This window comes from Streptomyces sp. KL109B (assembly GCF_030766935.1).
Lineage (GTDB): Bacteria > Actinomycetota > Actinomycetes > Streptomycetales > Streptomycetaceae > Streptomyces.
In genome coordinates this window covers 775,031-790,860 of the sequence record NZ_JASERL010000001.1, presented here as the reverse complement: position 1 = coordinate 790,860, position 15,830 = coordinate 775,031, and the positions used below count along the sequence as shown (strand labels likewise).

Annotated in this window: 12 protein-coding genes and 1 pseudogene; 6 read left to right on the top strand and 7 right to left on the bottom strand. The window is 70.7% G+C overall.

The genetic code is table 11. The features are described from left to right. Window position 1: 1 nt before the first annotated feature. Window positions 2-832 carry a serine protease gene (locus RBJ65_RS03805; RefSeq protein WP_372341224.1) on the bottom strand — a complete coding sequence of 277 codons (831 nt, stop codon included), beginning with the start codon at window positions 830-832 and terminating at the stop codon, window positions 2-4. Window positions 833-1,001: 169 nt separating this feature from the next. Further along, complete coding sequence (locus tag RBJ65_RS03800) at window positions 1,002-1,622, bottom strand: alpha-ketoglutarate-dependent dioxygenase AlkB (RefSeq protein ID WP_306317787.1); 621 nt, start codon at window positions 1,620-1,622, stop codon at window positions 1,002-1,004. Between the two features lie 272 nt (window positions 1,623-1,894). On the opposite strand from RBJ65_RS03800, the gene RBJ65_RS03795 reads away from it, so the two are divergent. Both RBJ65_RS03795 and RBJ65_RS03790 read left to right on the top strand, forming a co-directional pair. Beyond that, entirely contained in the window at window positions 1,895-3,106 is a 1,212-nt protein-coding gene (locus tag RBJ65_RS03795) for a pyridoxal phosphate-dependent aminotransferase (protein ID WP_306317786.1), read from the top strand. Window positions 3,107-3,205: 99 nt separating this feature from the next. Next, a complete protein-coding gene (locus tag RBJ65_RS03790; protein WP_306317785.1) occupies window positions 3,206-3,604 on the top strand; it encodes a hypothetical protein in 399 nt (132 codons plus the stop codon). Between the two features lie 32 nt (window positions 3,605-3,636). Here RBJ65_RS03790 and RBJ65_RS03785 read toward each other — a convergent pair whose 3' ends face one another. Continuing rightward, window positions 3,637-5,475: a phosphoenolpyruvate carboxykinase (GTP) gene (locus RBJ65_RS03785; protein WP_306317784.1), complete on the bottom strand. Its 1,839-nt coding sequence runs from the start codon at window positions 5,473-5,475 to the stop codon at window positions 3,637-3,639. Window positions 5,476-5,715: 240 nt separating this feature from the next. On the opposite strand from RBJ65_RS03785, the gene RBJ65_RS03780 reads away from it, so the two are divergent. The 3 genes from RBJ65_RS03780 to RBJ65_RS03770 all read left to right on the top strand — a co-directional run bounded on the left by RBJ65_RS03780 (window position 5,716) and on the right by RBJ65_RS03770 (window position 8,704). Continuing rightward, window positions 5,716-6,399, top strand: coding sequence for a hemolysin III family protein (locus RBJ65_RS03780; RefSeq protein ID WP_306317783.1), 684 nt, complete (start codon window positions 5,716-5,718; stop codon window positions 6,397-6,399). Window positions 6,400-6,527: 128 nt separating this feature from the next. Continuing rightward, complete coding sequence (locus RBJ65_RS03775) at window positions 6,528-8,081, top strand: DHA2 family efflux MFS transporter permease subunit (RefSeq protein WP_306317782.1); 1,554 nt, start codon at window positions 6,528-6,530, stop codon at window positions 8,079-8,081. An 11-nt stretch (window positions 8,082-8,092) separates the two neighbouring features. Beyond that, complete coding sequence (locus RBJ65_RS03770; RefSeq protein ID WP_306317781.1) at window positions 8,093-8,704, top strand: TetR/AcrR family transcriptional regulator; 612 nt, start codon at window positions 8,093-8,095, stop codon at window positions 8,702-8,704. Between the two features lie 20 nt (window positions 8,705-8,724). Here the strand turns inward: RBJ65_RS03770 and RBJ65_RS03765 are convergent. Both RBJ65_RS03765 and RBJ65_RS03760 read right to left on the bottom strand, forming a co-directional pair. Next, a pseudogene (locus tag RBJ65_RS03765) lies at window positions 8,725-9,107 on the bottom strand (hypothetical protein); the annotation flags it as partial. A gap of 54 nt (window positions 9,108-9,161) precedes the next feature. Then, on the bottom strand, window positions 9,162-11,192 hold the full coding sequence (locus RBJ65_RS03760) for a thioredoxin domain-containing protein (protein WP_306317780.1): 2,031 nt from the start codon (window positions 11,190-11,192) through the stop codon (window positions 9,162-9,164). Window positions 11,193-11,365: 173 nt separating this feature from the next. On the opposite strand from RBJ65_RS03760, the gene RBJ65_RS03755 reads away from it, so the two are divergent. Further along, window positions 11,366-14,578 carry a tetratricopeptide repeat protein gene (locus tag RBJ65_RS03755; protein ID WP_306318012.1) on the top strand — a complete coding sequence of 1,071 codons (3,213 nt, stop codon included), beginning with the start codon at window positions 11,366-11,368 and terminating at the stop codon, window positions 14,576-14,578. Between the two features lie 86 nt (window positions 14,579-14,664). Here the strand turns inward: RBJ65_RS03755 and RBJ65_RS03750 are convergent, their stop codons facing one another. After that, complete coding sequence (locus RBJ65_RS03750; protein ID WP_306317779.1) at window positions 14,665-14,910, bottom strand: hypothetical protein; 246 nt, start codon at window positions 14,908-14,910, stop codon at window positions 14,665-14,667. After that, on the bottom strand, window positions 14,903-15,784 hold the full coding sequence (gene mca / locus RBJ65_RS03745; RefSeq protein WP_306317778.1) for a mycothiol conjugate amidase Mca: 882 nt from the start codon (window positions 15,782-15,784) through the stop codon (window positions 14,903-14,905). Before mca ends, RBJ65_RS03750 begins: the two co-directional genes overlap by 8 nt. Between the last annotated feature and the right edge of the window lie 46 nt (window positions 15,785-15,830).

Sequence of the window (15,830 nt, the reverse complement as noted above, 5' to 3'; positions counted from 1 at the left end):
ACTACGCGGCGGGCTCGGGCAGTTCGCAGCCCTTCCGACCCAGGTCGATCTTGCTGTCATGGGCGACGCAGGGCACGATCCCGTACGTCTGCTGCGCGTAGTTGATGCCCTTGCGCACGGTGATCCGGCCCTTGCGGTCGACCTCGCAGGGGTTGTTGAGGGTGCACTGCTCGCCGTCCTCGTTGCCGGTGTTGTTGACGGCGATCACACGTCCCGTGTGGTCGTCGATCACCGGGGAGCCGGAGGTGCCGCCGATGGTCTGGCACTCGGGCGTGTAGCGGACCGAGTCCTTCCAGGTCCACCAGTACTCCTTCAGCCGGTACGCGAACCCGTCGACGGAGCACTTGTACTGCTTCTTCCAGTACCCGGAGACCACGGAGATGTCGGTGTTCTTGCGCGGGTGCCGGGGGTCGATGAGCAGCGGCGCGACGTGGTACTTGTTCTCGATCTCCTCGTACGTGGTGGTGAGTTGGTAGAGCGAGATGTCCGTGTCGGTCATCGTCGCGTACGAGATCTTGCTCGCCGTCAGCGTGCCGAGTTCACCGGCGTCCGCGTCCAGGAGCTTGAACGTCCGCTTCGACGGCTGGTCGACGATCACCTCTCCGGCCTTCGGGAAGCCGGTCTCCAGGCAGTGGCCGTTGGAGAGGACGAGCGCCGGGTCGTCCGGCTGCGACTGCGGGGTGCGCACGACGGAGCCGGAGCAGTTGCTGAGCGCGACGGTGCCCGCGAAGGTGACGGGCGCGTCCTGGGATCTGTCCGCGCCGAGGGCGGGCGCCGCGCCCGCGCCGACGAGGGCGAGCGCGAACACGCCCCCGGCGATGGACTTCTTGATCGGGTGCATCGACCGCATCGATCGCATCGGTTGCATCGGTTGCATCGGTTGATCCCCTCATGGCGTCCGGTGGGACGCCTGTAGCCGATGGTTGCCGAGCGCATTCTTTTGTGGCGCGGGACGGCCGGGCAAGAGGTGGGATCCGGTCCGGATGCGGGTCAACTCCCGTTCAGCGCACCCCATTTGGCCGGAACTGCACGCTGATCCGGCCCCCGGCCGCCCGCGCGGACTTGGGGATCGCGTGCTCCCACGTCCGCTGGCACGAGCCGCCCATCACGATGAGGTCGCCGTGCCCGAGCGGCCGCCGCACGGTCGGCCCGCCGCCTCCCACGGGCCGCAGCAGCAGATCGCGCGGCGCGCCCACCGACAGGATCGCGACCATGGTGTCCTCGCGCGCCCCGCGCCCGATCCGGTCGCCGTGCCAGGCGACGCTGTCCCGCCCGTCCCGGTAGAAGCAGAGCCCGGCCGTGGTGAAGGGCTCGCCCAACTCCTCGGCGTAGTGCGCGGACAGCGCGTCGCGGGCCTCGCCGAGCACGGGGTGCGGCAGCCCCTCCCCCGCCCCGTAGAACCTCAGCAGCCGCGGCACCTCGACGACCCGCTCGTACATCCGCCGCCGCTCGGCCTTCCACGGGACACCGCCCGCGAGGTGCTCGTACAGCGCGTCGGCGCCGCTCAGCCACCCCGGCAGTACGTCGATCCAGGCGCCGTCGCCGAGCACGGTGCGGCGCACCGGAGCGAGCGCGCCGAGCGCGATGTCCTCGGCCTGGTCGAAGAGCGATCCCTGCAGCATGGGCCCCACCGTAGCGAAGAATTAGAACGCATGCTCGATTAGCCGCGCCGCGCCCCGGCCACACCCCCGAAGGAGCCCGGAGTGGCTCATCTCACCCGCCCCTCACCCACCCCCTCGACCCGCCCCATCCAAGCCGCACCCACCCCGGAACCCGCCGATCCCAAGGCTCCGGCACTCCGTGCCACCGCATCCGAAACCGGGTGCCGCCGGGGCCGCCGCACCGGGCGACAAACGGTGCGCGGCGCCACGAAACACGGCCGTAAAGTCTGAGCATGCAGCTCATCCAGTCGACCAAGCTCTCCAACGTCTGCTACGAGATCCGTGGCCCGGTTCTTGAGGAGGCGATGCGCCTTGAGTCGGCTGGTCACCGCATCCTGAAGCTGAACACCGGCAACCCGGCGGCGTTCGGCTTCGAGTGCCCGCCCGAGATCCTCGAGGACATGCTCCGCAACCTCGGGGACGCGCACGGCTACGGCGACGCCAAGGGCCTGCTCGCCGCCCGCCGCGCGGTGATGATGCACTACCAGACCCTCGGCGTGGAGACCGACGTCGAGCACGTCTTCATCGGCAACGGCGTCTCGGAACTCATCGTGATGGCGATGCAGGGACTGCTCGACGACGGCGACGAGGTCCTCGTCCCCGCCCCCGACTACCCCCTGTGGACCGCCGCCGTCTCGCTCTCCGGCGGCACCGCCGTGCACTACCGCTGCGACGAGCAGTCGGACTGGATGCCGGACCTGGCCGACGTGGAGCGGAAGGTCACCGACCGCACCAAGGCCATCGTCATCATCAACCCCAACAACCCCACGGGCGCCGTATACAGCGACGAGATGCTGCGCGGCCTCACCGACATCGCCCGCCGCCACAACCTCCTCGTCTGCTCCGACGAGATCTACGACAAGATCCTCTACGAGGACGCCACGCACACCCCGACCGCCGCCGTCGCCCCCGACCTGATGACGCTCACCTTCAACGGCATGTCGAAGGCGTACCGGGTGGCCGGCTACCGGGTCGGCTGGATGGCGATCTCGGGCCCGCGCGCGCACGCGGAGTCGTACATCGAGGGCCTGACGATCCTCGCCAACATGCGCCTGTGCGCGAACATGCCGGGCCAGCACGGCGTCGTCGCGGCGCTCAGCGGACGCCAGACGATCAGCGATCTGGTGCTGCCGGGCGGCCGGTTGAAGGAACAGCGGGATGTGGCCTACGACCTGCTGACGCAGATCCCGGGCGTGACGTGCGTGAAGCCCAAGGGGGCGCTGTACCTGTTCCCGCGGCTCGACCCGAAGGTCTTCAAGGTCAAGGACGACCGGCAGATGGTCCTCGACCTGCTGCGCGCCGAGAAGATCATGGTGGTGCACGGCACCGGCTTCAACTGGCCGGAGCCCGACCACTTCCGCGTCGTCACGCTGCCCGACACCCGGCAGCTGACGGAGGCGGTGACCCGCATCGGGAACTTCCTGGACGGCTACAGCCAGCCGTGACGCGCAGACGCCACGCCCCTACTTTGGACAGGTTCTAGTTTAGACACGATCTAAGGTACGATGGAGGTCAAGCTGACACGCATGCCCTGGAGGCCTCCTATGTACGAGCCGATCCGCACCAAGTCGGTCCACTCGACGGCGGCCGACAGCGTCGACTTCCCGCACCGCTCCCGTGAGGAGGAGCTGGACATCCAGCTCGCGGGCCACCTGGCCGCCCTCCTGGCCGTGACCGACGAGCTGCGCCACCTCGCTCCGGGAGACGACCTGGACGAGGCGGCGGAGGCGCTGGCCACGCAGGTGGCGCGGTTGCGCGGGGGCCTGATGCCGGTGCGCGCGTCGGTGGCCGCCGCGATTCACGAACCCGGCATCGACGCGCTGCACCAGCGGGCGCACGCCCTCGCGGGCCGCGCCCTGGTGGTCGCGGCCTCCCGCGCCGACACCGCCGCGGCGATCCTGGCGGCACAGCGCATGGAGGCCCACGCCCTCGTGGCGGCCTGAGGCCCTAGGAGGACCCCAGGCATGAGGAGGCTCTAGCCGAGCCGCTCCACCAGCTTGCGGTACTCGTCCCACAGCTCCGTCGGCGTGTGGTCGCCGAAGGTGTTGAAGTGGGCCGGCACGAGCGAGGCCTCGTCGCGCCACGCCTCCTTGTCGACCGTGAGCAGGAAGTCCAGGTCGGAGTCGGCCAGTTCGAGGCCGTTCGTGTCCAGGGACTCCTTGGTCGGCAGAATGCCGATCGGCGTCTCGACGCCCTCGGCACGGCCGTCGAGCCGGTCGACGATCCACTTCAGGACGCGCGAGTTCTCACCGAAGCCGGGCCACACGAACTTGCCGTCGGCGTTCTTCCGGAACCAGTTGACGTAGTAGATCTTCGGGAGCTTGGCGGCATCCTTGTTCTCGGCCACCTTCACCCAGTGCGCCATGTAGTCGCCCATGTTGTAGCCGCAGAACGGCAGCATGGCGAAGGGGTCGCGGCGCAGCTCGCCGACCTTGCCCTCGGCGGCGGCGGTCTTCTCGGACGCCACGTTCGCGCCGAGGAACACACCGTGGTTCCAGTCGAAGGACTCGGTCACCAGCGGCACGGCCGAGGCACGACGCCCGCCGAACAGGATCGCCGAGATCGGCACGCCGCGCGGGTCCTCCCACTCCGGCGCGATGATCGGGCACTGCGAGGCGGGGGTGGTGAAGCGGGCGTTGGGGTGCGCGGCGGGCACCCCTGACTCCGGCGTCCAGGAGTTGCCCTTCCAGTCCGTGAGGTGCGCCGGAGTCTCCTCCGTCATCCCCTCCCACCACACGTCGTTGTCGTCGGTGAGCGCGACGTTCGTGAAGACGGAGTTGCCCCACAGGGTCTTCATGGCGTTGGCGTTGGTGTGCTCACCGGTGCCGGGCGCGACACCGAAGAAACCGGCCTCCGGGTTGATCGCGTAGAGGCGGCCGTCCTCGCCGAACCGCATCCAGGCGATGTCGTCGCCGATCGTCTCGACGGTCCAGCCGGAGATCGTGGGCTCCAGCATCGCGAGGTTGGTCTTGCCGCAGGCGGACGGGAAGGCGGCGGCGACGTACTTCGACTCACCCTGCGGGGGCGTCAGCTTGAGGATCAGCATGTGCTCGGCGAGCCAGCCCTCGTCGCGCGCCATGACGGACGCGATGCGCAGCGCGTAGCACTTCTTGCCGAGCAGGGCGTTGCCGCCGTACCCGGAGCCGTACGACCAGATCTCGCGGGTCTCCGGGAAGTGCGAGATGTACTTCGTGGAGTTGCACGGCCACGGCACGTCCGCCTCGTCGGGGCCCAGCGGGGCGCCCAGCGTGTGCACGGCCTTCACGAAGAAGCCGTCCGAGCCGAGCTCGTCGAGGACGGGCTGGCCCATCCGGGTCATCGTGCGCATGGAGACGGCCACGTACGCCGAGTCGGTGATCTCGACGCCGATGGCGGACAGCGGCGAGCCGAGCGGGCCCATGCAGAACGGGACGACGTACATGGTGCGGCCCCGCATGGAGCCACGGAAAATCCCCCCGTTCCCCTCGTTGCCCCGGAAGATCTCCCGCATCTCGGCGGGGGCCTTCCAGTGGTTCGTGGGGCCCGCGTCCTCCTCCTTCTCGGAGCAGATGAACGTACGGTCCTCGACCCGCGCGACATCGGACGGGTCGGAAGCGGCGTAGTACGAGTTGGGGCGCTTGATGGGGTCGAGCTTCTTGAACGTTCCCTTCGCGACGAGCTCGTCCGCGAGGCGCTCGTACTCGGCCTCGGAGCCGTCGCACCAGACCACGCTGTCCGGCTGCGTCAGTTCGGCGATCTCGTTGACCCACGAGATCAGTTCCTGGTGGTTCGTCGGGAGGGTGTCCAGGGAGGGAGCCGCGATGTCGCGCGCCACGATCGCTCCTAAAAGAGGGGTTCTGAGGTTGATTGCCCCGTGGGGGCTGCGACCCGGACGCTGCGCCTCCCAATCCACTGGAGCTCAGTGGGCGCTCATCCGGTGCCGACCGCACTCATTTGATCATCCGACCGAATCGCCCATCTGTCCAGGGGGCCTCACAGGTGAGCGAAGTGAGCATGGCCACTCACGAGGGCCGTTACCTACGGTCGCGTAGGTTCGGCTGGGTACGATGCGGGGATGAGCGTCGCCACCGAGCAGCCCGAAGTCCCCGCCGCCCAGCATTCCGTGCTGAAGCCGAGACTGCGCGGCTGGCTGCACGCGGGCATGTTCCCCGCCGTGCTGATCTCGGGCCTGTTCCTGACGGCCCTCGCGGACTCCACGCGCGGCCGGGTCGCCTGCGGCATCTACGTACTGACGGCCTGCCTGCTGTTCGGCGTGAGCGCGCTCTACCACCGGGGGGACTGGGGGCCGCGCGCGGGCGGCATCCTGCGCCGGCTCGACCACGCCAACATCTTCCTGATCATCGCCGGTACGTACACGCCGCTGACGATGCTGCTGCTGCCCGGCGCCAAGGGACAGTGGCTGATGTGGGGCATCTGGGCGGCGGCAGCGGCGGGGATCATCTTCCGGGTCTTCTGGGTCGGCGCCCCGCGCTGGCTCTACACCCCCTGCTATATCGCGATGGGCTGGGCGGCCGTCTTCTTCCTGCCGGACTTCATGCGGGAGGGCGGCATCGCGGTGCTCGTCCTCGTGATCGTGGGCGGGCTGCTCTACAGCGCGGGCGGCGTCATCTACGGCATCAAGCGCCCGAACCCGTCCCCGCGCTGGTTCGGCTTCCACGAGGTCTTCCACTCGTTCACGCTGGCGGCGTTCGTCGTGCACTACGTGGGCATCTCCCTGGTGGCGTACCAGCACGCCTGACGCTTCCCCTCTTCCCCTCTTCCTCTCTTCCTCCTTCAAGGCCGCGGCTTCCCGCCGCGGCCTTTTTGCGCGCTCACACCGACCCCCCATATTGACAGACACCCGATTTTGAGAGCTACTCTCATTTCATGGCTACTGTCACTACTGGGGTGGAGGCTCACCCCGACCCCCGGCGCTGGTGGGCCCTCGGGGCCCTGGTCGCGAGCATGCTGGTGCTCGGCTTCGACATGACGATCCTCAACGTCGCGCTGCCGACGATCGCCGGAGACCTCGGCGCCACCACCGGCCAGCAGCAGTGGATGGCGGACGCGTACATCGTGGTGTTCGCCGCGCTGATGCTCCCGGCGGGACTGCTCGGCGACCGGTTCGGGCGGCGCCGGATGCTCGTCGCCGGGCTCGGCGTCTTCCTCGCGGCGTCCGTCGTGGGCGCGCTCGCGGGCGATGTCGCCTGGGTCATCGCGGCCCGCGCCCTCATGGGCGTCGGCGGGGCGTTCGTGATGCCGCTCGCCATGTCCGTGATCCCGTCGCTGTTCGCGCGCGAGGAGCAGACCAAGGCCATCGGGGCGATCTCGGCGGCCTCCGCGCTGGGCCTGCCGCTCGGCCCGATCGTCGGCGGCTGGCTGCTGGACCACTTCTGGTGGGGCTCGGTGTTCGTCCTGAACGTGCCGATGGTCGCCATCGGCATCACCGCCTGCCTGTTCCTGCTCCCCGAGAGCCGGGACCCGGCGGCCCCGAAGGTCGACGTGCCCTCCACCGCGCTCACCGCGCTCGGACTCGGCGCCCTCATCTACGCGATCATCGAGGGCCCCGAGAAGGGCTGGACGAGCGCCGTCGTCCTCGGCGGATTCCTGGCGGCCGTCGTGCTGATCGGCGCGCTGGTGCTGCGCGAGCGGCGGAGCCGGCGGCCGATGCTCGACCTGTCGCTCCTCGCGCACCGGGGCTTCCTCTCCAACACGCTGGCGGCGACGCTCGGCATGTTCATCCTGACCGGCCTGCTGTTCCTGCTGCCGCAGTACCTCCAGGCGGTCCTCGGCATCGACTCGTTCGGCACCGGCGTACGGATCGTGCCGTTGATGGGCGGGATGCTCCTCGCGGCGAAGCTGGCGGGCCCCCTCGTCGCGAAGTTCGGGGCGCGGGCCGTGATCTGCGTGGCCCTCGTGGTCCTCGCCTTCGCCGCGTTCCTCGGGGCGCGCACCACCGTCGACTCCGGGTACGGCTTCACGGCGCTGTGGCTGTCGATCGCCGGGGTCGGGGTCGCCTTCGCGATGATCCCGGCGATGGGCGGCGCCATGGCCGCGCTCGCCAAGGACCAGGCCGGCCGCGGCTCCGGCCTGCTGTCCACGGTGCGGCAGACCGGCAGCGCGCTCGGCGTGGCCCTGCTCGGCGCCGTGCTCTCCGGCGCGTACACGGCCCGGCTCGGCACGGCGGGGCTGCCCGAGGCGGCGGCGGACGTGGCGCGCGATTCGGTGGTCGGCGCGCACGTCGTCGCCGGAAAACTCGGCGACCCGGCCCTCGCGGCCTCGGCGAACAGCGCCTTCGTGCACGGCATGGATCTCGCCCTGGTGGTCACCGGCATCGTCGCCCTCGCCGCGGCCCTGCTGACGGCGGTGCTGCTGCCCGGAACCGCCGACGACAACGCCCCCGCCGACCCGGAGGTGGCCCCGGTCAGCGCCGATGCCTGAGAATGAGCGCCATGGCCGCGTCAGCACAGCAGCCCGCGGAGCCCAAGATCGGGCTCCGCGAGCGCAAGAAGATCAAGACCAGGACGGCGATCCGTGAGGCGACGTACCGCCTGATCGCGGAGCAGGGGTACGACGCGACGACGGTCGAGCAGATCGCCGACGCGGCCGAGGTGTCGCCGTCCACGGTCTTCCGCTACTTCCCGACCAAGGAGGACATCGTCCTCACGGACGAGTTCGATCCGATCCTGGAGCGGGAGCTGCTCAAGCGGCCCGAGGACGAGTCGATCGTCGAATCCGTGCGGCACGTCGTCCAGCGCAGCCTGGAACTCGCCTTCACGGACGAGGATCCGGAGATCACCAAGTTGCGGCTGCGGCTCCAGGTGGAGACGCCCGCGGTGCGCTCGCGGATGATGGAGTCCATGTCGACCACGGGCCGGCTGCTGTGCCGGGTCATCGCGGGCCGCACCGGCCGGGACGCCGCCGACCTCGAAGTCCGCGTCTACGCCATGGCGTTGGTCGGCGCCCTCATGCAGGCCACGATGTACTGGGCCGAGCACGACCACCAGGACGACCTGCGGGAGCTCGTGCTGCGCGCCCTCGACACGGTGCAGCACGGGCTCTAGGACTCCAGGGGTCTAGGGCTCTAGGACTCCAGGGCACCAGTCACGCGTCGCTCACACGCCCACCCGCCCCCGTCCGGGTCGAGCCGCAGCGGGTCGTCCTTCCCGTTCACCTTGAGCCGCCCGTAGCCCTGGCCCTCCAGCCACGCGCACCGCGCCTTCGTGGTCGCCTTCACCCGCGGCGGGAACACGGTCGGTACGCACACGTTCGCGGAGCCGTAGTGCCGGTCGCAGCCGGAGACGGCGGGGCTCACCGGGGCCGAAGTCCGCTTCGGACGCTCGGACTTGGGCGCGGCAGGTCCACGTACCGCTGGTCGGGGTCGGAGGAGTGCGTGACGGTCGCCGGGCGGATCAACTCGGCCTTGGCGATGGGGCGGTCGACGGTGATGCGCTGGGTGTCGCCGTACACGAGAACATGAGGATTCTGTGATTTTGTTGAGGTGTTCGCTTAAATCCCGTACTACCCTTCCGTCTCCCCCAAGGTCCGCTTCAATTGGTCAACATCGGACACGGGGGCATCACAGACGAAGTGACGGCACACATACGCGGTTTCGCGTCCGTCGACGAGCAACCGGTCGGCGAGCAAAGGGAGTTCGGCACTCCCCTCCTCCCCTGCCGCGACGACGGCACCCGGGGCGGTCCCGGTAAGCGCCGCGTGGTGCATGCGCCCACCGATCTCCCCGACGACGGCGACCTCCCGCGGCCCGTCGAGGAGCGCCTCGGCGACGGCCAGCCCGTTCCCGATGAACCGCGGCGCCCGCGGCCCGAGCGCCTTCACGACGCCCAACGCCCGTTCGGCGGCGGTGCGGTGGGGTTCGGAGCCGGTGTGCGCGGCGTAGGAGAGGAGGGCGCCGGCGGCGGCGGTCCAGCCGGAGGGCGTGGCGTTGTCGGTCGGATCCTGGGGCCGCCGGATGAGCTTCTCGGCATCGGCGGCGGTGTCGTAGAGCGCCCCGCTGTCCGCATCGGTGAAGCGGTCGAGGACGTGATCGAGCAGGAACCCGGCGAACTCCAGCCAGACTCCCTCACCGGTGACGGCCGCGAGCGCGAGGAACCCCTCGGCGACATCGGCGTAGTCCTCCAACACGCCCGCGTTGTGGCCGACTTGCCCGTCCTTACCGGTGCGCGCGAGCCGGGTGAGGTCGTCCATGTGCAGCCGTACGAGCAGGTCGCCCGCACACACGGCCGCGTCCACGAGATCCTGGCGGCCGAAGTACGCTCCGGTCTCGGCGAGCGCGGCGATCGCGAGCCCGTTCCAGGCGGCGACGACCTTGTCGTCACGGCCGGGGGCGGGGCGCTCGGCGCGGGCGGCGCCCAGCCGCTCCCGGATCCGCTCGATCTGCGCGGCGTCGAACACCCCGTCGTCCTGCGGGAGTTGGAGCACGGAGGCCCCCTCCTCGAAGGTGCCCTCGTCCGTGACGCCGAAGTACCGGGCGGCGACATCGGCATCGCCCTGATCCCCGAGCGCGTCGGCGAGCTGCTGCGGAGTCCACACGTAGTGCGCGCCCTCGACATGCTTGCCGCTCGCCGGATCCTCACTGTCGGCATCGAGCGCCGAGGCGAACCCACCCTCGTTCGTACGCAGTTCACGCACCATGAAGTCGGCGGTCTCCAGGGCGACGCGCTTGGCGAGCTCGGAGCCGGTCGAGCGCCACAGGTGGGCGTACGCGCGGCACAGCAGCGCGTTGTCGTACAGCATCTTCTCGAAGTGCGGCACGGTGAACTCGCGGTCCACGGAGTAGCGGGCGAAGCCGCCGCCGAGCTGGTCGTAGATCCCGCCGCGCGCCATCCGCTCGCACGTGTCGACGGCCATCTGGAGCGCGCCCTCGGCGCCGGTGCGGGCGTGGTGCCGCAGCAGGAACTCGATCACCATGGACGGCGGGAACTTGGGTGCGCCGCCGAAGCCGCCGTGCGTCGCGTCGTACTCACGGGTGAGCCCCAGCAACGCCTGCCCCAGCTCACCCTCCCCCGGCAGCTCCGTGTTCCCGTACGGCAGCTCCCGCGCGGCCAGATCGGCGGTGATCTTCCCGGCCACCTCGGCGACCTCCCCGCGCCGCTCGCCCCACGCGTCCCGCACCCCGTGCAGCACCTGCGTGAACGACGGCATGCCGTGCCGGGGCTCGGGCGGGAAGTACGTCCCGAAATAGAACGGCTCGGCGTCCGGCGTCAGAAACACCGTCATCGGCCAGCCGCCCTGCCCGGTCGCGGCCTGCACCGCCTCCATGTAGACGGCGTCGACGTCGGGCCGCTCCTCGCGGTCGACCTTGACGCTGACGAAGTTCTCGTTCATGACGGCGGCGGTGGCCTCGTCCTCGAAGGACTCGTGAGCCATTACGTGACACCAGTGGCACGCGGAGTAGCCGACCGACAGCAGCACGGGCACATCACGCCGCCGCGCCTCCGCGAAGGCCTCGTCTCCCCACGGCCACCAGTCGACCGGGTTGTCCGCGTGCTGAAGCAAATAAGGCGAGGTCACACCAGCTAGCCGGTTCATGCCATCCAGCCTCTCACAGGGGCGGGACCCTACGGTGGGACCGTCGCGCCGCGCCGGACGCCGCGCGCAGCGCGCAGGGTCACGGAGACGTCTCCGATCCCCGGGACCCTCGCGCAGCCACCCCGTACGCAGCACACTTGACCCGTATGGTCGCCACCGGAGGGGGAGCGAAGATGCGGGACAGCCATCGGGCGGAAGCCGAACGGCTGTTGGCTCGGGCCGTGGAGGAAGAGGTGCGGCGCTCCGGCGGGCGCGCGGACGGTGCCGTGCTGCTGTCGCGGGCGAAGGGCGCGCTCGACGCCATGGGGCGCAGCGCGGCCGACGAGTACGACGCGTTCACGCGGGCCCTCGACGAGGCGGACGCGGGGCAGATGACGTTCGGGCAGCGGTTCGCGCAGGAGCGGGGCTCGACTCCCTTGATGGTGACGGGAGTTGGGGCGGTCACCGCGACGTTCGCCGACATGCTGCTCGGCACGGGGACGGGGGTCGCGCTGGGAGCGGGGGCCGCCGTCGCGGTGCTCGGCTCCGCCATGACCGTCGTGAAGGTGACCGCCGCGCACGTGCCGGCGGCGAACCGCAGCGCCGGGGCGCGCAATCAGCCGGGCGGGCCGGAGCAGCTGCGCCTGCAGTGGCTGACGGCGCTGGAGGTGCGGGGGATACGGCCGTTCCTCGATCAGCAGCGGGTGCTCGCCGCCAGCACTGGCACGTCGAAGAAGGCGTCGACGCCTCAGTTGCGCAGGACCAACAAGAGCGCGGAGGCGCGCCGCAGGAGCGTACTTGAGCAATCGTTCGGTCAACTCCCGGAGCCGGAGGGGCCGTTCGCGGGTCGGCGGACCGCCATGTCACAGATCGCGCAGTGGGTGCACGCGGCGCGCGCCAGCACCGAGACCCGGCCGACCGTGGTGGTGCTGCACGGCGAACCGGGATCCGGCCGGACCACGCTCGCGGTGCGCGCGGCGCACGCGCTGCGGGACCAGTTCCGCGGGGCGTGCGTGGTGGATCTGCGCGGCGACCGCCCGGACGCGCCTGCGCTGCCCACGCGGGACGCCCTGCTGCACCTCCTCAACCGGCTCGGCGCGCCGCGCGAGCAGCTGCTGTTCCGGGAGCGGTCCTCGCAGGAGCAGCAGGTCAAGCGGCTCAGCGAGCTGTATCACCAGCATTTGGCGGGGCTTCCGGTGACGATCGTCCTCGACGACGCGGCGAGCGCCGAGCAGGTCCGCGCGCTGGTCCCCGAGCGCTCCGACAGCCTCGTGATCGTCACCTCGCGCGAGCCCCTCGACCTCGGCGGCGACACCCCGGCCTGGGTGCACGACCTGCCGGTGCGGGCGCTGGACGCGGCGGGCGCGGAGGAGTTGCTGCGGGCGGCGGCGCAGGATACGACCGGCCCCTACGATGCCGAATCCTCGGATGCCGTACGGGAGTTGTGCGACGGTCTGCCGTTGGCGCTGCGGATCGCGGGCTCCGCGATCGGTCCGCGTACGACGCGTCAGCTCGCCGCCGACCTCGGCGCGTACGGTCCGGTGGCCGCGGTCGACCGGGTGCTGTGGCTGCGCTACTCCGACCAGTCCGAGCAGGGCAGGCGGCTGCTTCGGCGGCTCGCGCTCGCCGGGCGCGCCTCGCTCGGCGCGGCTGCCGCGGCGGCGCTGCTCGCCACGGACAGCACGGAGGCGAAGCGGCATCTGACGGCGCTGGCCGGGGCCGGCCTCGTCGACCATGTGCGCGGCAGCCGCTACCGGCTGCACGACCTGGTGCGCGACTTCGCGCAGGCCCGCCTCGCCGACGAGGAGGAGCCGGCGGAGCGGACGGCAGCGCAGGAGCGCCTGATCCAGAACTACGCGGACCTCGCCGACTCGGTGATCCGCCTCGTCGACGGCAACATGTCGACGCGCGCGGGCCAGACCGGGCCGCACGGGTTCACGTCCCTGGACGCGGCGCTGCGCTGGCTGGACGACGAGTCGAGCTTCATCACGGCGGCGCTGCGGCACGCGGAGGGCGTCAATCAGGACGCGGTCCTCGGCCTGCTCGGCGCGCTGTGCGACTACTGCCTGCTGCGCGGCGACCTCTACCGGCTCGGCGAGATACAGGAGTTGACGCACTCCATCGACCAGGGCCTGCTCATGCGCTCGGTCCAGTGGCGCACGGGCATCGCGGCCCGCCAGCTCGGCGAGCTCGACAAGGCGCGTACGACGCTGTCCTCGGTGGTCGACCTCTACCGCGAGGCGCACCACAGTGCGGGCGAGGCCCGCGCCCTGTGCTCCCTCGGCATCACCCTGCACCACCAGGGCCAACTCAACGAGGCGGCCGCGAAGTTGAGGGAGGCTCTCGACCTCCAGACCACGCCGGAGACGAAGGGCGACCGGGGCTGGACGCTGCACGCCCTCGCGGCGGTCGAGCGGGACCGCGCCCACCCGCGCGAGTCCCTGGCCCTGCTCACCGACGCGTTCGCCCTGCACCGCGAGAACGAGTCGCTGCACGGCGAGGCCTGGGCGCACTTCCAGCTCGGCCAGCTGTGCCTGCGGATGGGCGATGTGGCGCGCGCCGAGGAGGAGTTGCGGGCGGCGCTCGACCTGTACGGGCGCACCCGTGACGGCCGCGGCCAGGCCTGGGCGCTGACCCAGCTGGCCCGCGCCCGGCTCGTCGACGGTGAGGCGTCGGCCGCGGTCGACGGCCTGCGCCAGGCTGCGTCCCGGCACCGCGAGAGCGAGGACGCGCGCGGCGAGGCCTGGTCGTACTACTACCTGGGGCAGGCCCTTGAGGAGGCCGGCAGCCTCGATCAGGCGGTCCGTGAACTGGAGCGTTCGCGCACGATGTTCTCCCGGATGCGCGATGTGTACGGCCTGGCCTGCGCCCGGCACCACTCGGCGCGCGTCACCCGCGACGAACGGGCCGCGCAGACCGGCTCACTGCGCAACTCCGGGTTCGCACGGCAGCTCCTGATGGACGCGCGCGCCGACTTCCAGCGCATCGGCGTCCCGCACGGCGAGGCGTGGACGTGTCTGGAGCTGGCGGTGGTCGACGCGGGCAACGCGCGGCTCGGGCAGGCGATGGAGCTGTGCGAGGAGGCGGCGGGCCTGTTCGCCGGGTACGGGGACCGGCGGGGCGAGGACTGGGCGACGTTCCTGCGCTGCACCCTCCTCCCGTACGCCTCGCCCGGCGGTTCGGAGGTCGGCACGGCGGTCGCCCAGGAGGAGCTGTCCCGGCTCGCCGCCGCCTCGCACCCGGCACGCGACGGCAAGCTCGACGACTACGTGGAGGCGTACCAGTTGCTCCTGGAGCGGGGCGTGGACCTGGACGCGGGCTGGCAGGCGTGGCGTCTGGGCATGGTGCCGAACCGGCATGCGCGGGACGTGATGGGGGTCACCGAGGGCGCACACCCCGCGCCCTGACACCTCGCCCTGAACATGTCAGGCCGGCGCCGCGCGGCACACCGCGCGACGGCCCCGCGCGCACTCGGGCGCGGGGCCGGTGCCGTTCAGGCGGTCGACTTGCCGGTGTCGCCCTTGCCGCTCGCCGCACCGGCGGGCTCGTCCGACTTCTCCTTGAAGTCGACCTTGCCCATGTGCCGGTTCATCGACTTCATCAGGCCCCAGACGGCGACGGCCATCACGGCGAAGACGATGAAGCCGAGGACACCCGGAGTCACCTTGTTCTCGTCGACCTCCTTGGCGGCAAGGGGGACGAGATGGGTCAATGCCAGATTCGCGTTCACATCAGGCATTGTGTCGGATGCCCGCGAAGAGGTCGTCCTCGGGGATGGAAGTCTCGACGAGGGAGCGCGCGAGCTCGTACTCCTCGGTCGGCCAGACCTCCTGCTGGATCTCCATCGGCACGCGGAACCAGCCGCCGTCGGGGTCGATCTGCGTGGCGTGCGCGATCAGCGCCTTGTCACGGATCTCGAAGAAGTCGGCGCACGGAATGTGCGTGGTCAGCGTGCGCTCGGTGCGCGCCATGTCGTCCCAGCGCTTGAGCCAGTCCCCGTACGGGGATTCCATGCCGCGCCCGATGAGCGCGTTGTGCAGCGCCTCGGTGCGCGGCCGGTTGAAGCCCTGGTTGTAGTAGAGCTTGCGCGGCTGGTAGACGGGGCCGAACTCGGCCTCGGGGTACTTCTCGGCGTCGGCCGCTCCGTCGAAGGCCACCATCGAGATCTTGTGGGTCATGATGTGGTCGGGGTGCGGGTAGCCGCCGTTCTCGTCGTACGTCGTGATGACCTGCGGACGGAAACTGCGGATCTGCTTGACCAGGGCGCCGGCCGCATGGTCGACGTCCTCCAGGGCGAAGCAGCCCTCGGGCAGCGGCGGCAGCGGGTCGCCCTCGGGCAGTCCCGAGTCGACGAATCCCAGCCAGTCCTGCTTGACGCCGAGGATCTCGCGCGCCTCGTCCATCTCCTTGCGGCGGACCTCCCGGATGTTCTCCTCGACGTACTTGTCCCCCTGGAGCTTCGGGTTGAGGATGGAGCCGCGCTCGCCGCCCGTGCAGGTCACGACGTGCACGTCCACCCCCTCGGACACGTACTTGGCCATGGTGGCCGCGCCCTTCGACGACTCGTCGTCGGGGTGGGCGTGAACGGCCATCAGTCGCAGCTGCTCAGTCAAGACAAGATCCTCGGTGAGATACGGACGCCCGGGTACGTGATGCGCA